The organism is Paenarthrobacter ilicis (assembly GCF_016907545.1).
GTDB lineage: Bacteria > Actinomycetota > Actinomycetes > Actinomycetales > Micrococcaceae > Arthrobacter > Arthrobacter ilicis.
Genome location: NZ_JAFBCD010000001.1, coordinates 857,188 through 876,227, shown reverse-complemented (window position 1 = coordinate 876,227; position 19,040 = coordinate 857,188). Strand labels below are relative to the sequence as shown.

General features: G+C 63.3%; 21 protein-coding genes and 1 pseudogene. 9 read left to right on the top strand and 13 right to left on the bottom strand.

All coding sequences use genetic code 11. The features are described 5' to 3' along the window. Position 1 precedes the first annotated feature (1 nt). Positions 2–889, top strand: a complete 888-nt coding sequence (gene flgL / locus JOE60_RS18525) for a flagellar hook-associated protein FlgL (protein ID WP_167264328.1) — start codon at positions 2–4, stop codon at positions 887–889. After that, the gene (locus JOE60_RS04115) at positions 886–1,269 is read left to right on the top strand and encodes a flagellar assembly protein FliW (RefSeq protein ID WP_167264326.1); all 384 of its coding nucleotides are present in this window, start codon (positions 886–888) and stop codon (positions 1,267–1,269) included. The genes flgL and JOE60_RS04115 overlap by 4 nt, the downstream gene beginning before the upstream one ends. Positions 1,270–1,277: 8 nt before the next feature. Here the strand turns inward: JOE60_RS04115 and JOE60_RS04110 are convergent, their stop codons facing one another. Continuing rightward, positions 1,278–2,285: an FAD-dependent oxidoreductase gene (locus tag JOE60_RS04110; RefSeq protein WP_167264324.1), complete on the bottom strand. Its 1,008-nt coding sequence runs from the start codon at positions 2,283–2,285 to the stop codon at positions 1,278–1,280. A gap of 102 nt (positions 2,286–2,387) precedes the next feature. Between JOE60_RS04110 and JOE60_RS04105 the strand changes: the two genes are divergently transcribed. Beyond that, a complete protein-coding gene (locus JOE60_RS04105) occupies positions 2,388–2,975 on the top strand; it encodes a helix-turn-helix domain-containing protein (protein WP_204814828.1) in 588 nt (195 codons plus the stop codon). A gap of 20 nt (positions 2,976–2,995) precedes the next feature. On the opposite strand, the gene JOE60_RS04100 is transcribed toward JOE60_RS04105, so the two are convergent. Next, a complete protein-coding gene (locus JOE60_RS04100) occupies positions 2,996–3,289 on the bottom strand; it encodes a helix-turn-helix domain-containing protein (RefSeq protein ID WP_167264320.1) in 294 nt (97 codons plus the stop codon). Between the two features lie 68 nt (positions 3,290–3,357). Here JOE60_RS04100 and map point away from each other — a divergent pair, with 68 nt between their 5' ends. The 4 genes from map (at position 3,358) to JOE60_RS04080 (ending at position 7,856) form a co-directional block, all read left to right on the top strand. Further along, a complete protein-coding gene (map, locus tag JOE60_RS04095; RefSeq protein ID WP_167264318.1) occupies positions 3,358–4,143 on the top strand; it encodes a type I methionyl aminopeptidase in 786 nt (261 codons plus the stop codon). A 129-nt stretch (positions 4,144–4,272) separates the two neighbouring features. Further along, positions 4,273–5,286 carry a nitrilase-related carbon-nitrogen hydrolase gene (locus JOE60_RS04090; protein ID WP_167264316.1) on the top strand — a complete coding sequence of 338 codons (1,014 nt, stop codon included), beginning with the start codon at positions 4,273–4,275 and terminating at the stop codon, positions 5,284–5,286. Next, positions 5,283–6,308 (top strand): agmatine deiminase family protein, encoded by a 1,026-nt coding sequence (locus JOE60_RS04085; protein ID WP_167264315.1) that lies wholly within the window; start codon positions 5,283–5,285, stop codon positions 6,306–6,308. The genes JOE60_RS04090 and JOE60_RS04085 overlap by 4 nt, the downstream gene beginning before the upstream one ends. Before the next feature lie 12 nt (positions 6,309–6,320). Next, complete coding sequence (locus tag JOE60_RS04080) at positions 6,321–7,856, top strand: APC family permease (RefSeq protein WP_167264313.1); 1,536 nt, start codon at positions 6,321–6,323, stop codon at positions 7,854–7,856. 5 nt (positions 7,857–7,861) lie between these two features. On the opposite strand, the gene JOE60_RS04075 is transcribed toward JOE60_RS04080, so the two are convergent. The 11 genes from JOE60_RS04075 to JOE60_RS04025 all read right to left on the bottom strand — a co-directional run bounded on the left by JOE60_RS04075 (position 7,862) and on the right by JOE60_RS04025 (position 17,858). After that, on the bottom strand, positions 7,862–8,407 hold the full coding sequence (locus JOE60_RS04075) for an AMIN-like domain-containing (lipo)protein (RefSeq protein ID WP_167264311.1): 546 nt from the start codon (positions 8,405–8,407) through the stop codon (positions 7,862–7,864). Between the two features lie 213 nt (positions 8,408–8,620). Then, a complete protein-coding gene (locus JOE60_RS04070; RefSeq protein WP_167264309.1) occupies positions 8,621–8,923 on the bottom strand; it encodes a DUF4193 domain-containing protein in 303 nt (100 codons plus the stop codon). Between the two features lie 127 nt (positions 8,924–9,050). Beyond that, positions 9,051–9,266, bottom strand: a complete 216-nt coding sequence (locus JOE60_RS04065) for a hypothetical protein (RefSeq protein WP_167264307.1) — start codon at positions 9,264–9,266, stop codon at positions 9,051–9,053. 99 nt (positions 9,267–9,365) lie between these two features. Further along, positions 9,366–10,571: an L-2-hydroxyglutarate oxidase gene (gene lhgO, locus JOE60_RS04060; protein WP_167264305.1), complete on the bottom strand. Its 1,206-nt coding sequence runs from the start codon at positions 10,569–10,571 to the stop codon at positions 9,366–9,368. 137 nt (positions 10,572–10,708) lie between these two features. Beyond that, positions 10,709–11,188 carry a DUF805 domain-containing protein gene (locus JOE60_RS04055; protein WP_167264303.1) on the bottom strand — a complete coding sequence of 160 codons (480 nt, stop codon included), beginning with the start codon at positions 11,186–11,188 and terminating at the stop codon, positions 10,709–10,711. Positions 11,189–11,354: 166 nt separating this feature from the next. After that, positions 11,355–12,905: an o-succinylbenzoate--CoA ligase gene (menE, locus tag JOE60_RS04050; protein ID WP_167264301.1), complete on the bottom strand. Its 1,551-nt coding sequence runs from the start codon at positions 12,903–12,905 to the stop codon at positions 11,355–11,357. A gap of 12 nt (positions 12,906–12,917) precedes the next feature. Continuing rightward, entirely contained in the window at positions 12,918–14,243 is a 1,326-nt protein-coding gene (locus JOE60_RS04045) for an MFS transporter (protein WP_167264299.1), read from the bottom strand. A gap of 33 nt (positions 14,244–14,276) precedes the next feature. Continuing rightward, positions 14,277–14,732, bottom strand: coding sequence for a MaoC family dehydratase (locus tag JOE60_RS04040; RefSeq protein WP_167264297.1), 456 nt, complete (start codon positions 14,730–14,732; stop codon positions 14,277–14,279). Between the two features lie 33 nt (positions 14,733–14,765). Then, the gene (locus JOE60_RS04035; RefSeq protein WP_239528810.1) at positions 14,766–16,013 is read right to left on the bottom strand and encodes an acyl-CoA dehydrogenase family protein; all 1,248 of its coding nucleotides are present in this window, start codon (positions 16,011–16,013) and stop codon (positions 14,766–14,768) included. A gap of 1 nt (position 16,014) precedes the next feature. Further along, positions 16,015–16,902: an amidohydrolase family protein gene (locus tag JOE60_RS04030; RefSeq protein ID WP_167264296.1), complete on the bottom strand. Its 888-nt coding sequence runs from the start codon at positions 16,900–16,902 to the stop codon at positions 16,015–16,017. Positions 16,903–16,904: 2 nt separating this feature from the next. Beyond that, positions 16,905–17,858: an SDR family NAD(P)-dependent oxidoreductase gene (locus JOE60_RS04025; protein WP_167264294.1), complete on the bottom strand. Its 954-nt coding sequence runs from the start codon at positions 17,856–17,858 to the stop codon at positions 16,905–16,907. Between the two features lie 139 nt (positions 17,859–17,997). Between JOE60_RS04025 and JOE60_RS04020 the strand changes: the two genes are divergently transcribed. Together JOE60_RS04020 and JOE60_RS04015 are read left to right on the top strand one after the other, a co-directional pair. Then, entirely contained in the window at positions 17,998–18,456 is a 459-nt protein-coding gene (locus tag JOE60_RS04020; RefSeq protein WP_167264292.1) for a MarR family winged helix-turn-helix transcriptional regulator, read from the top strand. Then, positions 18,447–19,018 (top strand): annotated as a pseudogene (locus tag JOE60_RS04015) (DUF72 domain-containing protein). Before JOE60_RS04020 ends, JOE60_RS04015 begins: the two are co-directional and overlap by 10 nt. Positions 19,019–19,040 lie beyond the last annotated feature (22 nt).

Here is a 19,040-nt window from a genome sequence, read left to right as displayed (position 1 = left end):
CGTGCTCAATCGAGTGACCAACCAGATGATGTCAGCCTCCGCGCAGCGGAACCTGCAAATGTCCCAATCCCGGCTCGCGGAGTTGCAGGAACGGGCCCAGACGCTGAAGAACATCAGCCGCCCCTCGGACGACCCCGCCGGTGCGGCCCAAGCCATCGCCAAGCGCGCCCAACTCAGTGCAGCTACGCAGTACGGCTCCAATATCAGCGACGGCAACGGCTGGCTGGCCGCCGCGGACACCGCCCTGGGTCAGTCAACCAACATCCTCAACCGCGTGCGGGACCTGGTGGTCCAGGCCTCCAACGGGACGCTCAACAGCACCGCGAAGGAAGCGATCGCCGTCGAGATCGAAGGCCTGGGCAAGGATCTCCTCACGCAGGCCAACACGCAATACCTGGGCCGCAACGTCTTCGCCGGCAGCTCGGACACAGTGGGTGCCTTTACCAACACCACGCCCCCATCGTTCCTCGGGACGGGCGGCAGCTCGGTGGAGCGCCGGGTCGACGCGGCGCGGACCGTCCGTGTGGATTCCGACGGCGGTGCGATCTTTGGCGATGGCGCCGGCTCGGTGTTCGCTTTGGTGAGTGACGTCGTCGCCGATATTCGCTCCGGGGCCGATCCCAACGCCCGGCTGGCCGCGATCGGCGACCGGATCAAAGCGGTGATCGACGGGCGCTCGGACGTGGGCATGCGGCAGACGCGGCTGGGACAGGCTCAGGACTCCCTGGAAGGGATGAAAACTACGCTGGAAACCCAGCGGTCCCGTGTTGAGGACATGGATTTGGGAAAGGCGGTCATGGATTTGAAATTGCAGGAAACCAGCTACCAGGTGGCGCTTGCCGTCACGGCCAAGGTGCTGCAGCCCACGCTCATGGACTTTCTCCGATGAGCACGGCTTTGGCGTTCGACACGCTGGATTTTGTCTCGCCCATGCCGGGCCTGGAGTCCGCAGAAGGCTTCTCCCTGCGCGGGATTGCCGGCGCGGAGGGCCTCTACGCACTGGAAGTGGCCCAGCCGCGGGTGCGGATGTTCGTGGCGGACGCTGCCGTGTACGTCCCTGATTACCAGCCGGTTGTCCCTCCCGCGGTTTTGGAAACACTGGGAATGGGCAGCACTGCGGAGGGAACCGTCTTGGTGGTGGTGAACCCTGCACCCGGGAAGACCACCGTGAACCTGATGGCCCCCCTTCTGGTGAATCCGGACGGCCGGTGCCTCCAGGTCATCCTGGATGGCGCCGCCTATCCACTCCGGGCGGAGCTGGCGGGCTGAGCCTGGCGCTATAAGGCCACGGGTGCTTTCCGTGCGGCCTCCACAGCGGCCTTTGTCTCGGCCATGATCAGGTCCGCGTTGATGGCGGCTCCGGCCATGGTTCCCGCAGCGGCCGATGCCATGACCTGCGCCGTGGGGTTGGCGACGTTGCCGGCGGCCCACACGCCAGGCACCGAGGTGGCACCGCCCATGGGGTCCGCCTCGATGTACGTGCCCACGCCCATGGGGTGTTCCACGGCAGGAATGCCGAGGGACTCCAGGACAGCGGAGCGCACGTCCATCCGCGGCGCGGCAACGATCGCGTCCACCGGCACCACTTTTCCTGAGGCAAGCACCACACCGCTCAGGGCATCCCCGGTAACGTCCAGGGCCTGAACCCTGCCTTCCACCACGGTGATGGAACGTGCGGCCAACTGCTCCCACTGCTCGTCCGTGGGTTCCACTGACTCGTTGAGGAACAGGGTGATGTCCGGGCTCCACTGCCGGAAGAGCAATGTCTGGTGCATGGACATGGGCCCGGATCCCACGATTCCAATGGCCTTGTCCTTGACCTCCCACCCGTGGCAATACGGGCAGTGCAAAACGTCTTTGCCCCACCGCTCCTGCATTCCTGCAACGTCAGGAAGGGTGTCCACTACTCCGGAAGCCACCAGCAGGCGCCGCGCGCCCACAACGGTTCCATCGGCCAGCACCACCTCGAAGGCGGGCCCGGCAGCAGCCCCGGGTTCCGCCGTCGAACGCGCTGCCACCACTTCGCCGTTCACGACGACGGCCCCGTAGGAAAGTGCCTCTTCGCGCCCAAGTGCCAGCAACTCCAGCGGGCTGATGCCGTCCCGGGACAGGAACCCGTGGACGCCCGCGGCCGGCGCGTTGCGTGGTGCGCCGGTGTCCACCACCAGCACCGATCGCCGTGCCCGGCCCAGCGTCACGGCCGCACTTAACCCGGCCGAGCCACCACCAACCACCACGACGTCGTACTGATCAAGCGTCCGGTCATTCCCTGAATCGCGTTCCACTGTTCCTCCACATCCTTGGACCGGCTCCTTGCCGCCTCTTCCATGGTTTGCCACAGGAAGCCAATCCGGCAATTATTTTTGCCGCTATGGCAAACTGGAGCCATGACATCGGACTTCAGCACAATGCTGGACGCAGTGGGCCCCCGCCTGCGGGCCATGCGGACCCAGCGCAACGTGACCCTGGCCGAGGCTTCAGCGGCCACAGGAATTTCAGTCAGTACACTGTCGCGGCTTGAATCCGGCCAGCGGAAACCCACGTTGGAACTGCTGCTCCCCATAGCCCGGCTGCACCAGGTGCCCTTGGAGGAACTGATTGATGCACCCGAAACGGGAGACCCCCGCATCCACCTCAAACCCCACGTCCATGAGTGGGGAACGGCGGTCCCGCTGACCAAGAGGCCGGGCGGAATCCAGGCGTTCAAAATGGTGCTTCGCCCCGGAACCGGCAAGGAGATGCCCACCCCGCAGTCCCATGAGGGTTATGACTGGATGTATATCCTCAACGGCAACCTGCGGCTGGTATTGGGCGACAACGACTTTGTCCTCAAACCCGGCGAAGTGGCCGAGTTCGACACGCGCACACCCCACTGGTTCGCGAGCGCCGACGGGCGTCCGGTTGAGCTGCTGACACTGTTTGGCCAGCAGGGCGAGCGGATGCACGTGCGGGCCAGGCCAAAACGATCCGAATAATGGCCCATGAACAGCCCCGGCTAGGAGGCGAGCCACTCGCGGGCGTTGCGGCGGGAGGCCACGGCATTATCCGGCTGGTTGATTTCCGCCCACACTTCATCCAGGGAGAGGCCCAGCACGTCCGCGATGGCTGCAACGGTGGGGAAGGCCGGGGTGGCAACGCGGCCCGACTCGATTTTCCTGAGGGTTTCCGGTGAAACCCGGGCATCCAGCGCCGTCTCCAGCATGGAACGCTCACCCCTTGCCCGTCGCAAAAGGGCGCCGAGACGCTGACCGCGCTCGGCCTCTGCGGGCGTAAGGGGAAGCCTGACCATGGCTCCAATTCTAATACCGGGATAATATTGCCGGGATAGTTATTGGAATTTCCTTCGAAAGGCGCGTCATGATCGAAATCCTCAGCCCCAGCGAACTTCTCCGAGCCAAAGATGCGGGCGCACTTGTGGGCAATATCCTGCACAGCCTGAAGTCCCGCTGCACCGTGGGAACCAACCTCCTGGAGATCAATCAGTGGACCAAGGACATGATCCTTCAGGCGGGCGGGCAGTCCTGCTATGTGGACTACGCGCCATCGTTCGGGCGGGGTCCCTTTGGGCATTACATTTGCACCGGGGTCAACGATGCCGTGTTGCACGGGAAGCCCCGCGACCATGTCCTGGCTGACGGGGACCTCCTGACTCTGGACCTGGCCGTATCCCTCCGCGGGATCGCCGCCGATTCGGCCATCAGCTTCATTGTGGGCAACTCCAAGCCGGCAGAGAGCGTGGCGATGATCGACGTTACCGAACAGGCCTTGAAGGCAGGCATCGCCGCAGCCCGGCCCGGGGCGCGGATAGGCGATCTCTCCTACGCGATCGGATCAGTGCTGGGTGAGGCGGGCTACCCCGTCAACGTCGAGTTCGGCGGCCACGGCATCGGATCCACCATGCACCAGGATCCGCACGTTCCCAACATGGGCCGTCCGGGGCGGGGATACAAGCTGCGCCCGGGTCTCTTGCTGGCCCTTGAACCGTGGGTCATGGAGGACACCGCCCAGCTGGTCACCGACGACGACGGCTGGACGCTGCGAAGCGCCACTGGCTGCCGCACGGCCCACAGCGAGCACACCATCGCCATCACCAGGGATGGCGCAGAGATCCTCACACTTCCCACAGGAGCCGATCTGGGCTGAAGCACGTGGCATCACTCCAGTAACAAATGAATGGCATTCGCTTAAGCCTTGCGCTCCAGCGTGACACACACCATACTAAATGAACGCTATTCATTTAGTGACTGTCGTCTCATCGGAGTACATGCCACCATGATTGAAATTACCCGCCTTGAAGCCCCCACCTCCTTGGCCCGCACCGAGCCCTCCACCCGCACGCCGCTGCGTGTCGGCGTCGTCCAACACCGCTGGCACGCCGACCAGGCTGCCCTGCACGCCGAACTGAACCACGGCATCGAGCGCGCAGCCCAGCTGGGCGCCTCGGTGGTGTTCCTTCCGGAGCTGACGCTCTCCCGCTACCCGGCGGACACCCGGCCGGAAAACAACCCGGGTGCGGGGATCCGTCCATCGGACATCACGGAGGACCTGCTCACGGGTCCCACGTTCACTTTTGCCGCCCACGCGGCGCGGAAGTACGGTGTCTCGGTCCACGCCTCGCTGTACCAGCGCGCAGAGAATCCGGACGGCACGGACGACGGCCTGGGCCTGAACACCGCCATCCTGGTATCCCCCGCCGGCGAGCTTGTGGCCCGCACGCACAAGCTGCACATCCCCGTCACCGCCGGATATTACGAGGACAAGTTCTTCCGCAAAGGCCCTGACGCCCAGGACGCCTATGCGGTCCACGCCCCCGCGGAACTGGGCGGCGCCAAGCTGGGCATGCCCACCTGCTGGGATGAATGGTTCCCGGAACTTGCCCGCCTGTACTCCCTGGGCGGCGCAGAAATCCTGGTGTACCCCACGGCAATCGGTTCCGAACCGGACCACCCGGACTTCGATACCCAGCCCCTCTGGCAGCAGGTGATCGTGGGCAACGGGATCGCCAACGGGCTGTTCATGGTGGTTCCCAACCGCTACGGCAACGAAGGGACCCTGGACTTCTACGGATCCTCCTTCATTTCAGATCCCTACGGCCGCATCCTGGCCCAGGCTCCCCGCGACGAATCCGCCGTCCTGGTGGCGGACCTGGACCTGGACCAGAGGAGGGACTGGCTGACGCTGTTCCCGTTCCTTTCAACCCGGCGCCCGGAAACATACGCCCGCCTCACCGAACCGGTGAACGCCGACGCTCCCCTCGGCTCCGAGAACCAGGCAGTCAGCGCGTGAGCGCCTGGCGCATGCCGGCGGAAACGGCACCGCAGGACCGCGTCTGGATGGCTTTCCCCACCGGGGGTTACACCCTGGGTGACACTGAGGAAGAGGCACACGCCGCGCGCTCCACCTGGGCCGCCGTCGCCAATGCAGTCCTGGAATTTGAGCCGGTCACCATGGTGGTGGCGCCCGACGACGTCCAGCTGGCTGCGCGTTACCTGGACCCACGCGTTGAGGTACTGACCGCCGAGCTCAACGACGCCTGGATGCGGGACATCGGACCGTCGTTCGTGCTCGACGCCAACAGGACACTGGGAGCCGTGGACTGGATCTTTAACGGCTGGGGCGGCCAGGACTGGGCTGCCTGGGACAAGGACTCCCTGGTGGCCGAATGCGTGGCCGGCAACTCTGGAGCCCGGCACCTTCCTTCCGGAATCGTCAACGAAGGCGGCGGCATCCAAGTGGACGGCGAAGGAACCGTACTGGTCACCGAGACGGTTCAGCTGGATCAGGGCAGGAACCCCGGCCTGACCAAAGCGGACATCGAGCAGGAACTGGCCCGTACCATCGGCGCCACCCACGTGGTGTGGCTCCCCCGCGGCCTGACCCGCGACTCGGAGAAGTTCGGCACACGTGGCCATGTGGACATTGTGGCTGCCATTCCAAGCCCGGGGACGCTGCTGGTCCATTCCCAGCAAAACCCCGCGCACCCGGACCACAAAGTCTCCCGCGACATCATCGACTTCCTGCGCACCACCCATGACGCAGCAGGCCGCGAATGGAACATCATCGAAGTTCCGGCACCGCAAACCCTCACGGACGACGAAGGGTTTGTGGACTTCAGCTACATCAACCACCTGGTGGTCAACGGCGGAGTCATCGCCTGCAGTTTCAACGACCCCATGGACGAGAAAGCACAGCGCATTCTCGCCGATGCCTACCCCGGACGCCGCGTCGTCAGCGTTGACGCACGCGAGCTCTTTGCCCGGGGTGGCGGCATCCACTGCATCACGCAGCAGCAGCCTTCGGCCATCTAGAAAGGGCCCACTATGAGCCAGACCATCCGCAGCAGCGCCAAGGCTGCCCCCGCGCACCAGATCAGCGGCAAGGGACTGAAGACGGGGCAACTGGGGCTCCTCGCCGTCGTCGTTCTTGGTATTTCCACCGTCGCCCCGGCCTACACGCTGACCAGCGCGCTGGGCCCAACGGTCAACCAGGCCGGGCTGCAACTGCCCGTGATCTTCCTGATCGGCTTCATCCCCATGATCCTGGTTTCGCTGGCCTACCGGGAGCTCAATGCCGACTCCCCGGACAGCGGCACAACCTTCACCTGGGTCACCAAAGCGTTCGGCCCATGGGTGGGCTGGATGGGTGGCTGGGGCCTCCTCGCCGCCAACATCATTGTTCTGTCCAACCTGGCCGGGGTAGCCGTGGACTTCTTCTACCTCTTCCTGGCACAGGCCACCGGCAACGCGGAACTGTCGGACCTCGCGGACAACAAGGCCGTGAACGTCCTGACCTGCCTGGTGTTCGTTGCCTTGGCCGTCTGGATCAGCTACCGGGGACTCCACACCACCAAGATCGTCCAGTACGGATTGGTGGGGTTCCAGTTGCTGGTCCTGGGGCTCTTTGTGACCATGGCCTTCGCCAACTGGTCCACGTCGGAGACCGCCGTCCCGTTCAGCATGGACTGGTTCGACGTCACCAAAATCGAAACGTTCGGCCAGATTGCAGCAGGCATTTCACTGTCCATCTTTGTTTACTGGGGCTGGGACGTCTGCCTCACCGTGAACGAGGAAACGGCCAACGGCAAGAAGACCTCCGGACTGGCCGGCACCCTTACCGCCGTGGTTGTCCTGGGCATCTACCTGGTGGTGACCATTGCCACCATGATGTTCGCCGGCGTAGGAGACACCGGAGTGGGACTCAACAACCCGGAGAACCAAGCCAACGTTTTCACCGCCTTGGCGTCTCCCGTGATGGGCCCGTTTGCCATCCTTATGTCCCTGGCAGTGCTCTCAAGCTCGGCAGCGTCCCTCCAGTCCACGTTCACTTCCCCCTCCCGGAGCCTGCTGGCGATGGCGCACTACGGCGCCCTCCCCAAGCCCTTCCGCCACATGAGCAAAAAGTACTCGACGCCGGGCTTCGCCACCATTGCTGCCGGCGTCCTGTCCGCGGGCTTCTATGCGGTGATGCACGTGATCAGCGAGAACGTCCTGAACGACACCATCCTGGCCCTGGGCCTGATGATCTGCTTCTACTACGGGCTCACGGCCATTGCCTGCGTTTGGTACTTCCGCAACAGCGTCTTCTCCAGTGCACGGAACTTCTTCCTCCGCCTGATGTGCCCGTTGCTGGGCGGCGTCGGCCTGTTCGTGGTGTTCCTGCAGACCGCCGTGGACAGCTGGGCACCGGAATTCGGGAGCGGCTCAGAAATCTTCGGTGTGGGGCTGGTGTTCGTCCTGGGAATTGGGATCCTGGCACTGGGGGCAGTGGTCATGCTCATCTTTGCCCGGGTGAGCCCGGGGTTCTTCCGGGGCGATACCCTCCGGAAAGACACCCCGGCCTTGGTGGTCCCCGAGTGAATGGATTACCAGTGGTGGGCCACGTCCACCACCAAGCGTGAACCGCCGTCGGGACCATCAAGGATGAGTACCCTGAACGGAAGCCGGGCACGTACGCCCACTCCCAGGCTGGTGGTGCCCTCAAAGCTTCCGGCGTAAGCAATCTGCCGGAACGTTTGATAGCCGCCGACGTTGGAGACTTCTTCCTTGAACACCGGGGCGTACGTTACCTGACCGGCGGTGTCGTAGGACGGAGCAGTGACCGTCAACTGGAGGTAGGCGCCGCCGGCCATGGGGATCTGGAAGCCGGTGGCATCCTGGATGACTGCCGGGACATAGCGCACGGAATACCCTGCTGCTTTGCCGGTCATATCGATCACCAGGCGGTCGTAGCACGGTTGCTGGCCTGTGCGGACGCCGGTGACATTTGCGGAACTCATATGGGGATCGGCCTTGGCCAACGAACCCCACGGGATGCCGCAATACGTTGCAGCCGAGGCGGGCCCCGGCACTGCCAGACCGAGCCCGGCGACTGCGAGTACGGCCGCCAAACCCGCTCCGAATTTCCTCATTTTTCTGCCTCCTTCAGGCGAAGTTGATACTTCAACTTTAGGAGGCAATGCGGGCAAAAGAACGGGCCGAGACCGCTTCGGCGCAGAACCGTTAGGAGAGGTTCCGGACGGTCACAGGAGGGTTATCGGAAGCCCGAAAAGCGGGCATTCCAGGGGTCGGACAGGGTTGGCCCTGCCCCCTCCCGTGACCAAGGGTAACGAAGTGCCGGACGATTAGCCTTCGCAGTCCTTGCAGTACTTCATGCCATTCTTTTCCAGGGCAACCTGGGAGCGGTGGCGGACCAGGAAGCACGAGGCACAGGTGAATTCATCAGATTGCTCGGGCACCACAACCACCGTCAGTTCCTCGCCGGAAAGGTCGGCGCCCGGAAGGTCGATTCCTTCGGCTGTATCGGTGTCCTCAATATCGATCACTGCCGCCTGCGCGGAGTTGCCTCGTGATGCTTGGAGTGCCTCAAGCGATTCGGCGGGAGAGTCTTCTTCTGTCTTGCGAGGGGCGTCGTAATCAGTAGCCATTGAGGGTTCGCTTTCGTTGCCGCAGAGTGCCTATTCCGGCACCTCAGTGCAGCAGTTTAGGCCACGGGAGCCCTATACAACGAAAAGTGTGCTCAACGCAACACTCAAGCCAACCCCTGTCGCGAAACTAGGCCTCCCGGGAGGCCGCGGCCGCGTGCGACTGAATGGCCCTGGCGCTGGCTACGGTGACTCCGCTGAGGGCCGGGAGCCACGTCAGGTCGCCCCCACGGCCCTGGTGCGTTTCAGCATCCGGACCACTGCAGTCCAGCACATAGGCGGCTTCGATCCACGCTCCGATGGTGGAGCCTATCTTGGTTGCCAACGAGGCTGCTGCTGCGATCATGTGCCCACGCTAACCAGCCCCGGTTCTGACGGGGTTTCGCTGATGTCACGGGCTTGTAAACTGTCACGGCGCACCTTGGTGGCCCGCAGCTGCGGCGACTCAGCCAGCCAGTGCTTGCTCCACGATGTACTCCGCGATAGCCATGGAGGAAGTAGCCCCGGGAGAAGGCGCGTTCCGGACCATTACTGCGTCCCGGCGTCGTGCGATGACGAAGTCATCCACCAAGGAGCCGTCGCCATTCATGGCCTGGGCGCGCACGCCGCGGGTTCCCGGGAGCACCGTGGCACCCTCCAGCGCGGGCACGAAGCGCATGGCCTCGCGGAGGAACTTCTTCTTACTCACTACCGTGTGGAACTCACGGACCGCGGACGGAACGTTCTGCCGGGCAAAGTTCCAAAATCCCGGGAAGAGAGCGTAATCCAGCACGTCTTTGGGGTTCACAGTGCCCCACGAATACGCCTCACGCCCCAGGGAGATGAACGCGTTGGGGCCAAGCATCATCTCGCCGTCGATCCGTTTGGTCAGGTGCACGCCCAGAAACGGGTGCTTGGGATCGGGGACGGGGTAAATCAGTCCCCTCACCTGTGCCCGCGCTTCCGGGCCCAGGAGAAAGTACTGGCCAAAGAAGGGCACAATCCGGGGAGTTGACGGTTCTCCGGTGGCCTTGGCCAAACGATCGGACTGCAGGCCGGCGCAGGCAACCACCAGGTCAAAGTGCCCGCTGCCATCCTTGGTCTGCAGCTGCACGCCATGGTCCTGTTGCTCAAGCGAGGTAACTTCCAGCCCCAACCGGATGGACCCACCTGCCGCCCGGACGTCGTCGGCCAGTGCATTGGTGATGGCTGCGTAGTCCACGATTGCCGTCTCCGGCGAGTGCAGCGCGGACAGTCCCACGGCATTCGGTTCCACCTCGCGAATTTGCTCGGCACGCAGCATCCGCACCCCCGGCACCCCGTTGGCCCAGGCCCGGGAGAAGATGGCCTCCAGGCGTCGTTGTTCCTCAGGTGTTTGGGCAATGACCAGCTTCCCGCAGGCCTCATAGGGCAGGTTCTTGTCTGCACAGAAGTCTCTGAGCAGGTTCACCCCGCGCCGGCAGAGTTTCGCCTTGAGACCGCCGGGCTCGTAATAAAGGCCCGCGTGGACCACCCCTGAGTTGTGACCGGTTTGGTGCGCAGCCAGGCGGTCTTCCTTCTCGTAGAGGGTGACCTCAACGCCGTCGAGCCTCTTACCCAGTTCCCGCGCCACCGCCACACCAATGATCCCGCCGCCCACCACGGCACAGCGCTTGATGAGTGTCCTGGCCATGGCGCTCCTCGTCGTCGGGGGTGGTCCTTGTGTGAGACAGCATGCCATGGAGTGGCTGGTCAGGGCACGCACAAGGGGCGGCACATCCGTGCCGCCCCTTGTGCGTGCTTATTGCTGAGGCCGTGCCTGGTTCGTGACTAGGCAGTCGGCTGATCAAACCGCTGACCGGCCGGGTTGGACGGCAGGAGCGAGAGGACCAGAACCACGATCGGCACAACAACCAGCAATGCCAGCCAGCCGCTGAAGTTGCCATCGTGGAGACGACGAACCAACAGGGAAAGCGACGGGATCAGGATTGCCAAGTAGAAGACGACGTAGATGATCATGCCGATAACGAAGCCCGGGCCAGGCGTGGCGGTTCCGCTTGCGGAAACGGTGGCCCCGGCTGCTCCAAGAACGCCGGCGAGGATCTGCAGCACAAGGCCGACAACGCCGAGCACCAAGGCGACCCACCAGTATTCGCTGCGGCTGGCGCGGCCGCTGAACGTGGCGTACTTCTTGAAGAAACGCTGGACGGCTGCGCCAATCGGTGCGCCGTAGTAGGGTGCCCACAGCGGCGGCTCGCCGGCCTGCGCTGCGTAGGGCTGGGTCTGTTGCGGTTGTTGCGGATAGCTCATTGGTATATCCCCCGGGGCTAGGTGAGTTGGGTGTACTCAGTGACGAGTCGTGCCAATCGTAATGCCCCCAGCCCGGATTAGGCAGTTCGATGGATGAAATTAACCCGGATTTAGCCTGTTGAAGGAATATGTCGTCAATAAGTCGGCCGGAACTGCGAAAGCATCACTAGTGGGCGAACTGCCGGCGAAGGTCCGTTTTACGGATCTTCCCACTGGCTGTCCGCGGCATGTCCTGAACGAACACCACGGACTTGGGGATCTTGTACCGCGCCAGCTTCCCGTCCAGGTGCGAGCGCAGCTCATCCTCCGTGAGCGTCAGCCCCTCCCTCAACGTCACGACAGCGCGGGGAACTTCGCCCCACAGCTCGTCAGCGACGCCGATCACGGCCACGCTGGCCACGGCCGCCAGCTCCGCGATGGCGGCCTCCACCTCTGCCGGGTAGATGTTCTCGCCACCGGAAATGATCATGTCCTTGATCCGGTCCGAGACAAAGAGGAATCCTTCACTGTCCACATACCCCATGTCCCCGGAGCGGAACCAGACCGAGTCGGCATAGCTGTCTGCCGTGGCTTCGGGCCGGTTCCAGTACTCCTTGATGACATTGGGTCCGGAGATCTGGATTTCGCCCACCTCGCCAAGGCCTGCGATGCCGCCCAAGGGATCGGCGATGCGGACATCGGTAAAGAAGTGCGGCAACCCCGCGGAGCCTGCCTTGTCCTTGGAATTGGCAACCGGAAGCATGGTGGCACCCGGCGCGGTCTCGGTCATTCCATAGCAACTGGTGAAGCCGATTCCGCGCTGTTCATACGCATCCAGGACTCTCTGCGGAACGGCGGAACCGCCGCAGGTGAGTTTCTCCAGGGAGGTCAGATCCGTCGTCGCCCAGGTGGGGTGGTCGCACAGCATCTGGAACGTGGTGGGGACGCCGTTAAGCGTGGTGATCTTGTGGCGTTCCACCAGCTCCAGAACCAACCCGGCGTCGAACTTCGCTTCGAGCACCACCGTGGCGCCCTTGAGCAACATCGGCAACAGGCCCATGTCCAGTGACGCCACGTGGAACAGCGGAGAGATCATCAGGGCTACGTCGTTCCGGCTGAGGTCCATGTCCACCACGGTGTTGATGCAGTTCCAGGTGATGTTTCCGTGGGTCAGGAGCGCACCCTTGGGTTTACCGGTGGTGCCTGAGGTGTAGAGGATCATGGCGGCATCCTCCAACGCCACCGGTTGGTCCAGGGGCGCGTCGGCCGCCGCTTCAATCACCGCAGCATAGTGTTCGACGCCGGTTGGCAGCTGGGGCGCCGCGCTTTCCGGGCCGTCGTCGGGAGCCACCACAAAACGGTGGGTGACCTCCGTGTCCGACACGGCCGCGGACGCCACACCTTCCAGGGCGGATGCGTTGATCAACAGCCGGGCTCCCGAGTCCTGAAGCTGGAACTGAAGTTCCGGTGCTGCCAGGCGGGTGTTGAGGGGAACGAACAGGGCTCCCACCACACCACAGGCAAAGAAGGTCTCCACAAAGGACGGGTGGTTTTCACCGAGGTAGGCCACGCGATCTCCCTTGACCACTCCCCTGGCCGCCAAGGCATTGGCCAATCGGTCCGTCCGTTCCGAGAGCCGGGCGTAGGTGAGCGTGCTGTCCCCGGAAACCAAGGCCGCTTTGGACCCCGATTTTGCGAGGCGTCGGCGCAGCCAGGATCCAACTCCGTTGTTGTCCATGGTTCGGTACTCCTAACTGACCGTTGAAAGGTCGTTGTTCTTAGACTCCCGTGTCAGCAGGATGAAGACAATCGATACCAGCGACATCACTGACAGGAAGATCACTACGGGGACGATGCTTTGGCCCGAGTCCTTGTACAGCCCGGCAACGATCCCCGGTGTGAAGCCTGCGCCGATCAGGGTGGCCAGCTGGTAGCCCACGGCAGCACCGGTGTAGCGGTTGGTGGTACCGAATTGCTCGGAGACGAACGCTGCCAAGGGGCCGTAAAGCGATGAGTGCAGGATCAAGGCCACAGCGAATGCCAGGAAGACCAAGGCGACGTTGCCGGAACTGAGCAGCCCGAACATGGGGAACAGGTACAGAACGAACATGGCCAGTCCGGCGATCATCACTGGCCGCCGCCCCAAACGGTCCGACAACCGCCCGCCCAGCAGGACAAAGAGGATGGAAATCGCTGAAGCCCCTGCGAAGGCGTACAGCACTCCTTGCTGTGGCGCCCCTTTGGACACCGCGTAGGTGACGGCGAAGGTGGGCAGCACCACCTGGAGGCCAAAGCCCGCCGCTCCGGCAAACATGATCATGATGAGTGCTTTGGGATGCTTCAGCACTTCAAGCAACGGAATTTTGCGCTGCTTGCCCGCTGCGGTTTCCTTGGCGACTGCCTCGGCAAAGATGGGACTCTCCGAAACGCGCAGCCGCACGAACATACCCACGATCAGCAGGACAAAGGACAACAGGAACGGCACACGCCAACCCCACGCCAGGAACGCGTCCTGCGGGAGGGCCGAGAAAATACCCATGACAACGGTGCCCAACACGGCGCCGGTGGGTGCGCCGGCGTTCACGAATGAAGCCGCGAAACCGCGCCGTTTGGGGTCGGAGTGCTCCAGCGCCATCAGCGCGGCACCTCCCCATTCGCCGCCGACAGCGATGCCCTGGAAGACACGCAGCACCACCAGCAGCACGGCACCCCACGGGCCAATGACGTTGGCTCCGGGGATCAGCCCGATCATGGTGGAGGCGATGCCCATCATGGCCATGGACACAATGAGCATTCCCTTCCGTCCGATGCGGTCCCCGAAATGACCAAAGATGATGCCGCCCAGGGGCCGCGCGACGTAGCCTGCGGCGAAGGTTGCGTACGCTGCCACCACGCCCACCCATTCATCGGTGCCGGCGAAGAACACCTTGGGAAACGCGACGGCTGCGGCGGTTGCGTACAGCAGGAAGTCGTAGAACTCGATGGTGCTGCCCAGGTAGCTGGACATGATGACGGTGCGCGCTTCTTTGCGCTTGCCGGCCGTGCTCGACGATGCGAGCGCAGTGCGTCCTGACATGGCTGTTCCTTGGAGTTGAAGGAGAGGGTTTGGTTATTTGTAGAAACGGGCCAGGAATTCGGCCACGACGGCCGGGCGTTCCTGCCCCTCGATCTCGATGGTTGCGTTGACTTTGATCTGGGCCCCGCCCTTGACCTCAGTGACCTCGGCGATGCTGCCGTTCATGCGGACCTTGGAGCCCACCTTCACCGGTGAGGTGAACCGGACCTTGTCCAGGCCGTAGTTGACTTTGGTGGTGACGTTTTCGACGTCGAACAGCTCGCCCCAGAAAGGGATGATCAGGGACAACGTGAGGAACCCGTGGGCGATCGGGGCACCGAAGGGTCCGTCTTTGGCGCGCTCCGGATCAACGTGGATCCACTGCTGGTCATCCGTGGCATCTGCAAACAGGTTGATCTGCTGCTGGGTGATTTCACGGTAGTCGGTGGTTCCCAGGTCCTTGCCGGACATGGTGAGCAGGGTGTCGAAATCGACGACGAGATTGGGCATCTTTGCCTCCTGGCAGTTGGTGGTTGAAGAGAATCAGTGGGTGAAGGCGCTGGCGCCTGTGAGCGCCCGGCCAATGATGAGGGCGTTGATGTCGTGGGTGCCTTCGTAGGAATAGACGGCCTCGGCGTCCGCGTGGAAACGCGCGACGTCGGAGGCGAGCGTTATGCCGTTGCCGCCCACTGCTTCGCGGGCAAGGGCCACGGTTTCGCGCATCAGCAGCGACGTCTGCATTTTGGCCAGGGCCGAGTCCTGGTCCCGGAAGATTCCCCAGCCCTGCTGTTCGGTCAGCCGCACCACCAGGGAGAGTGACGCGGTGATGTTGCCAAGCATCCGGGCAAGCTTCTCCTGGACCAGCTGGAAGGATCCCAGCGACCGCCCGAACTGTTGGCGTTCCTTGACATAGGCCAAGGCTGCTTCAAAGGCGCCTGCCTGGAGCCCGGTCGCGATCCACGCAACATCCGAACGCATGGCGCGAAGCATCGCCGCAACATCCTTGAAGGAGTTCACTTTGTGCAGCCGCTGCGCCTCCGGGACCCGGACACTGTTCAGGGTGATGTGGGCGTTTTGCATCATCCGCAATGAGGTTTTCCCATGGATTTTCTCCAGGTTCACCCCGGCGGCGGTTCGATCCACCAGAAAAGCCTTCACCTGCCCGTCGGCCACATCCCGGGCGAACACACACAGCACGTCTGCCGCTGAGGCTCCCCCGATCCACCGTTTGGCTCCGTCCAAAACCCAACTTCCGGCGTCAGATGAGGTGGAACCGTCGGGTCCCGGCTCGAACCGTGCAGTGGTTGAGAGGCCACCGGCGATGTCCGAGCCGTGCTCCGGTTCGGTCAGCGAGAAGACTCCCTTGAGGGAGAAATCTAAGACCTTCGGCATCCATTCCCGCTGCTGCTCTTCGGAAGCCCCCACCCGGATGGCGGTCCTGAACAGACCGGCCTGCGCGGTGTACCACGTGGCCAGGGAAGCATCGGTGCGCGCGAATTCGAAGATCCGGAAACCGTGAAAGATCCCGCGGGCGGGTTCGTCAAAGGGTTCCATCAGGTCAAGATCAATCAGGGGCCGTGCCAGCTGGTCCGGGAATTCGCCCTTTTCCCAGTACTCGGCCAAGAGCGGCTTGGCTTGGGAGTCCAGAAAGCTGCGGAGCCGGGCCAGCACCCTGCGTTCGTCGGTGGTGAGCAGCGCCTCGGCGTCGTACCAGTCCGACGCGGAGTAGAGCCGCTCCCCCGGTGCCGGAATTCCGGCACCCATGCCGGTCTCCGTCGTCGTATGCGTCATATCAGCCACCCAACCCGAGCAGCCTGACGGCGTTGTCCTTGAGGATTTTGGGGCGGACTTCGTCCTTCAACGGCAGGTCCGCGAACGCGCCCAGCCATTTCTGTGGGGTGATCAACGGGAAGTCCGTGCCGAACAACACCTTGTCCTGGAGAACAGAGTTGGACAGGCGGACCAGCGATTCCGGGAAGTACTTGGGCGACCATCCGGAGAGATCGATGAAGACGTTGGACTTGTGCGTCGCGATCGAGTTCGCCTCATCCTGCCACGGCACGGAAGGGTGCGCCATGATGATCTGCAGCCCGGGAAAATCAGCTGCCACGGAATCGAGCAACAAGGGGTTGGAGTAGGCCAGCTTGATGCCGTAGCCACCGGGCAGGCCCGCACCCATGCCGTTCTGGCCGGTGTGGAAAATACACGGCAGACCCTGTTCCTGCAGCGTCTCCCACAAGGGGTAAAACTGCTGGTTGGACGGATCGAAACCCTGCAGTGACGGGTGGAATTTGAAACCCCGTGCGCCCAGTTCAACAGCCTGGTGCTTGGCCCCGGCAATTGCGTCCTCCCCAGTGCGGGGGTCGACGCTGCCGAACGGAATCAGCACATCGTTGTTCCGCGCCGCCCCTTCAATCAGCTCAGGAATGCTGTTGGGCTCATGCTTGAGCTGCGTCCGGGCATCGACGGTAAAGACGACGGCGGCCATGTTAAGTTCGCGATACACCTCCGCGATCCGGTCCAACGATGGTGTCCTGTCCTCCGCCTTGAAGTACTTTGCCGAGGCTTCGGTGAGTGCTTCGGGGAGGGAGCCGTGACCGCAGCTGTCCACTTCCAGGTGGACGTGCATGTCGATTGCGTCCAGGGCCTCAACGTCGAGGCCAAGTTCATACCGGGCCATGGCTAGTGGGCCTGTGCCGCTTCAGGGGTGGCCGGTTCGGGTTGCAGGCCTTCAGGAAGCGGCAGGAACTCCTCACCATAGCTCTGGAGCGCATCCGGACCGAACAGGGACTGCGCGTTGCCAATCAGGGCCTCGTACGTCCAACCACCCTCGCGGTACTCGGTGCTGGCGGCCTCGGGGTGGGTCCATACCTGCAACCGGTCACCGCCGGCACCAATGGCCTGGCCCGTGATCCCGGCAGCCTCATCCGAGGCAAGGAAGGCAATGAGCCCCGCGACGTCGTCGGCCGTGCCAAACCCCAGGTCATGGCGGAAGAAGGACGGCATGGCCTCGCCGCGTTCCTCGGCTTCGACGGCCTTCCGGAAGTACGGGACGGTCTTGGTCATGGCTGTGGCCGCCACCGGTACCACCGTGTTCACGGTGACTCCGGCTTTATTCATTTCGAGCGCCCAGGTGCGGACCATGCCCACAATGCCGGCCTTGGCAGCGGCGTAGTTGGTCTGCCCGAAGTTGCCGCGCTGCCCCGTGGGAGAACCGATGGTGATGATCCGGCCGGCCACACCGTTTTCCTTGAAGTACGCGAACGCTTCACGAACGCACGTGAACGTTCCCTTCAAGTGCACGTTGATGACCAGATCAAAATCCTCGTCCGTCATCTTCAGCAGGCTCTTGTCCCGCAGGATTCCGGCATTCGTGACCAGGATGTCCAGCCGGCCGAACGCCTCAACAGCACCGGCTACCAGCGCCTTGGCCGCCTCGGTGGTACCCACCGGAACCACCACGGCCGTGGCCCGGCCACCGTCAGCCTCAATCTGCGCAACAGCTTCCGCCGCGGTCCCAGGGTTCACGTCGTTAATGACGACGGCGGCGCCCTGGCGGGCGAGTTCCCTCGCGTAAGCGAGTCCAAGACCCTGTCCACTACCAGTGACGATTGCAACCTTGCCGTTCAAACTCATGGCCTGCTCCTTCGCATGCAGTATCCGGCTGGAGCCGGTGGGGCCGATCCCACGGCCACGTGAGATCCTTGTCATGATCAATGACAATACGGATCATTGAAAATGTCAACGATTGTTTTTCTTTACTATTGGAGTTCTCATGGGCCGGCAAGGCACTGAAGTGGAAGCACCGCGCCTGGCGGCGGCCCGGATCGGCAACGATGTGGGCTTGCTGCTGGCCAAACTTCACGCCACAGGATCAATACTCAACAACAAGGCGTTGGCCGATTACGGGCTCCGGGAACGGTCTTTCTCCGTCCTGACACTGGCCTGCAGCGGACTAGAGCCAACGCAGCGGGAACTGGCCGATTTCCTGAGCCTGGACCCGAGCCAGGTGGTCAGCCTGGTGGACGACCTGGAAAACCGGAGGCTGGTGGAGCGCGCTCAGGGAAAGCTGGACCGGCGGGCCAAAATCATCGTGGCCACAGCTGAGGGACGCAGGATCCACACCAAGGCCCGCGCAGCGCTGGATGCCTGCGAGCAAACGCAACTGGAACGGCTGGATGACGAGGAGAACGCGCAATTGAGGGCGCTGCTCAGGAAGGCTCTGTGGGGTTAGCCGTCGGCACTTCCGGCTGGAGCTACAACCACTGGGAGGGCGTTCTCTATCCTCCCGGGCTGGCAACCGCCAAAAGGCTGGCTACGTACGTTGAAAGATTCAGCACGGTTGAGTTAAACGCGAGTTTCTACCGCGGGCCCCGCTACACCATTTTTGGGGGTTGGCGGAATCGCCTACCGGAGGGCTTTGCCATGTCGGTCAAGGTGGCCTCCTTCCGCGGTGGATCCGGGTGGCGGTCGAATTCAGGCACCAGACCTGGGACCATCCGGACGTCTACGGGCTCCTGGAACGCCACGGCGCCGCCTATTGCATCATGAGCGGCGCCAATCTGCCCTGCATTCTCCGCGCAACGGCACCCTTCGTGTACGTACGGATGCACGGACCGGATCGCCAGCATCTCTACGCAGGTTCCTACCCGGATGAGGACCTGAGGTGGTGGGCCCAACGAATCCAGGAGTGGAGCGGCCAGGGAAGGGACGTTTATGTCTACTTCAACGACGACGGCGGTGGTCACGCCGTGCGGAATGCAGACACTCTGCGCCGGCTACTGGGGGAAGGTTGATACACCCTCCCCCGTCACCTTC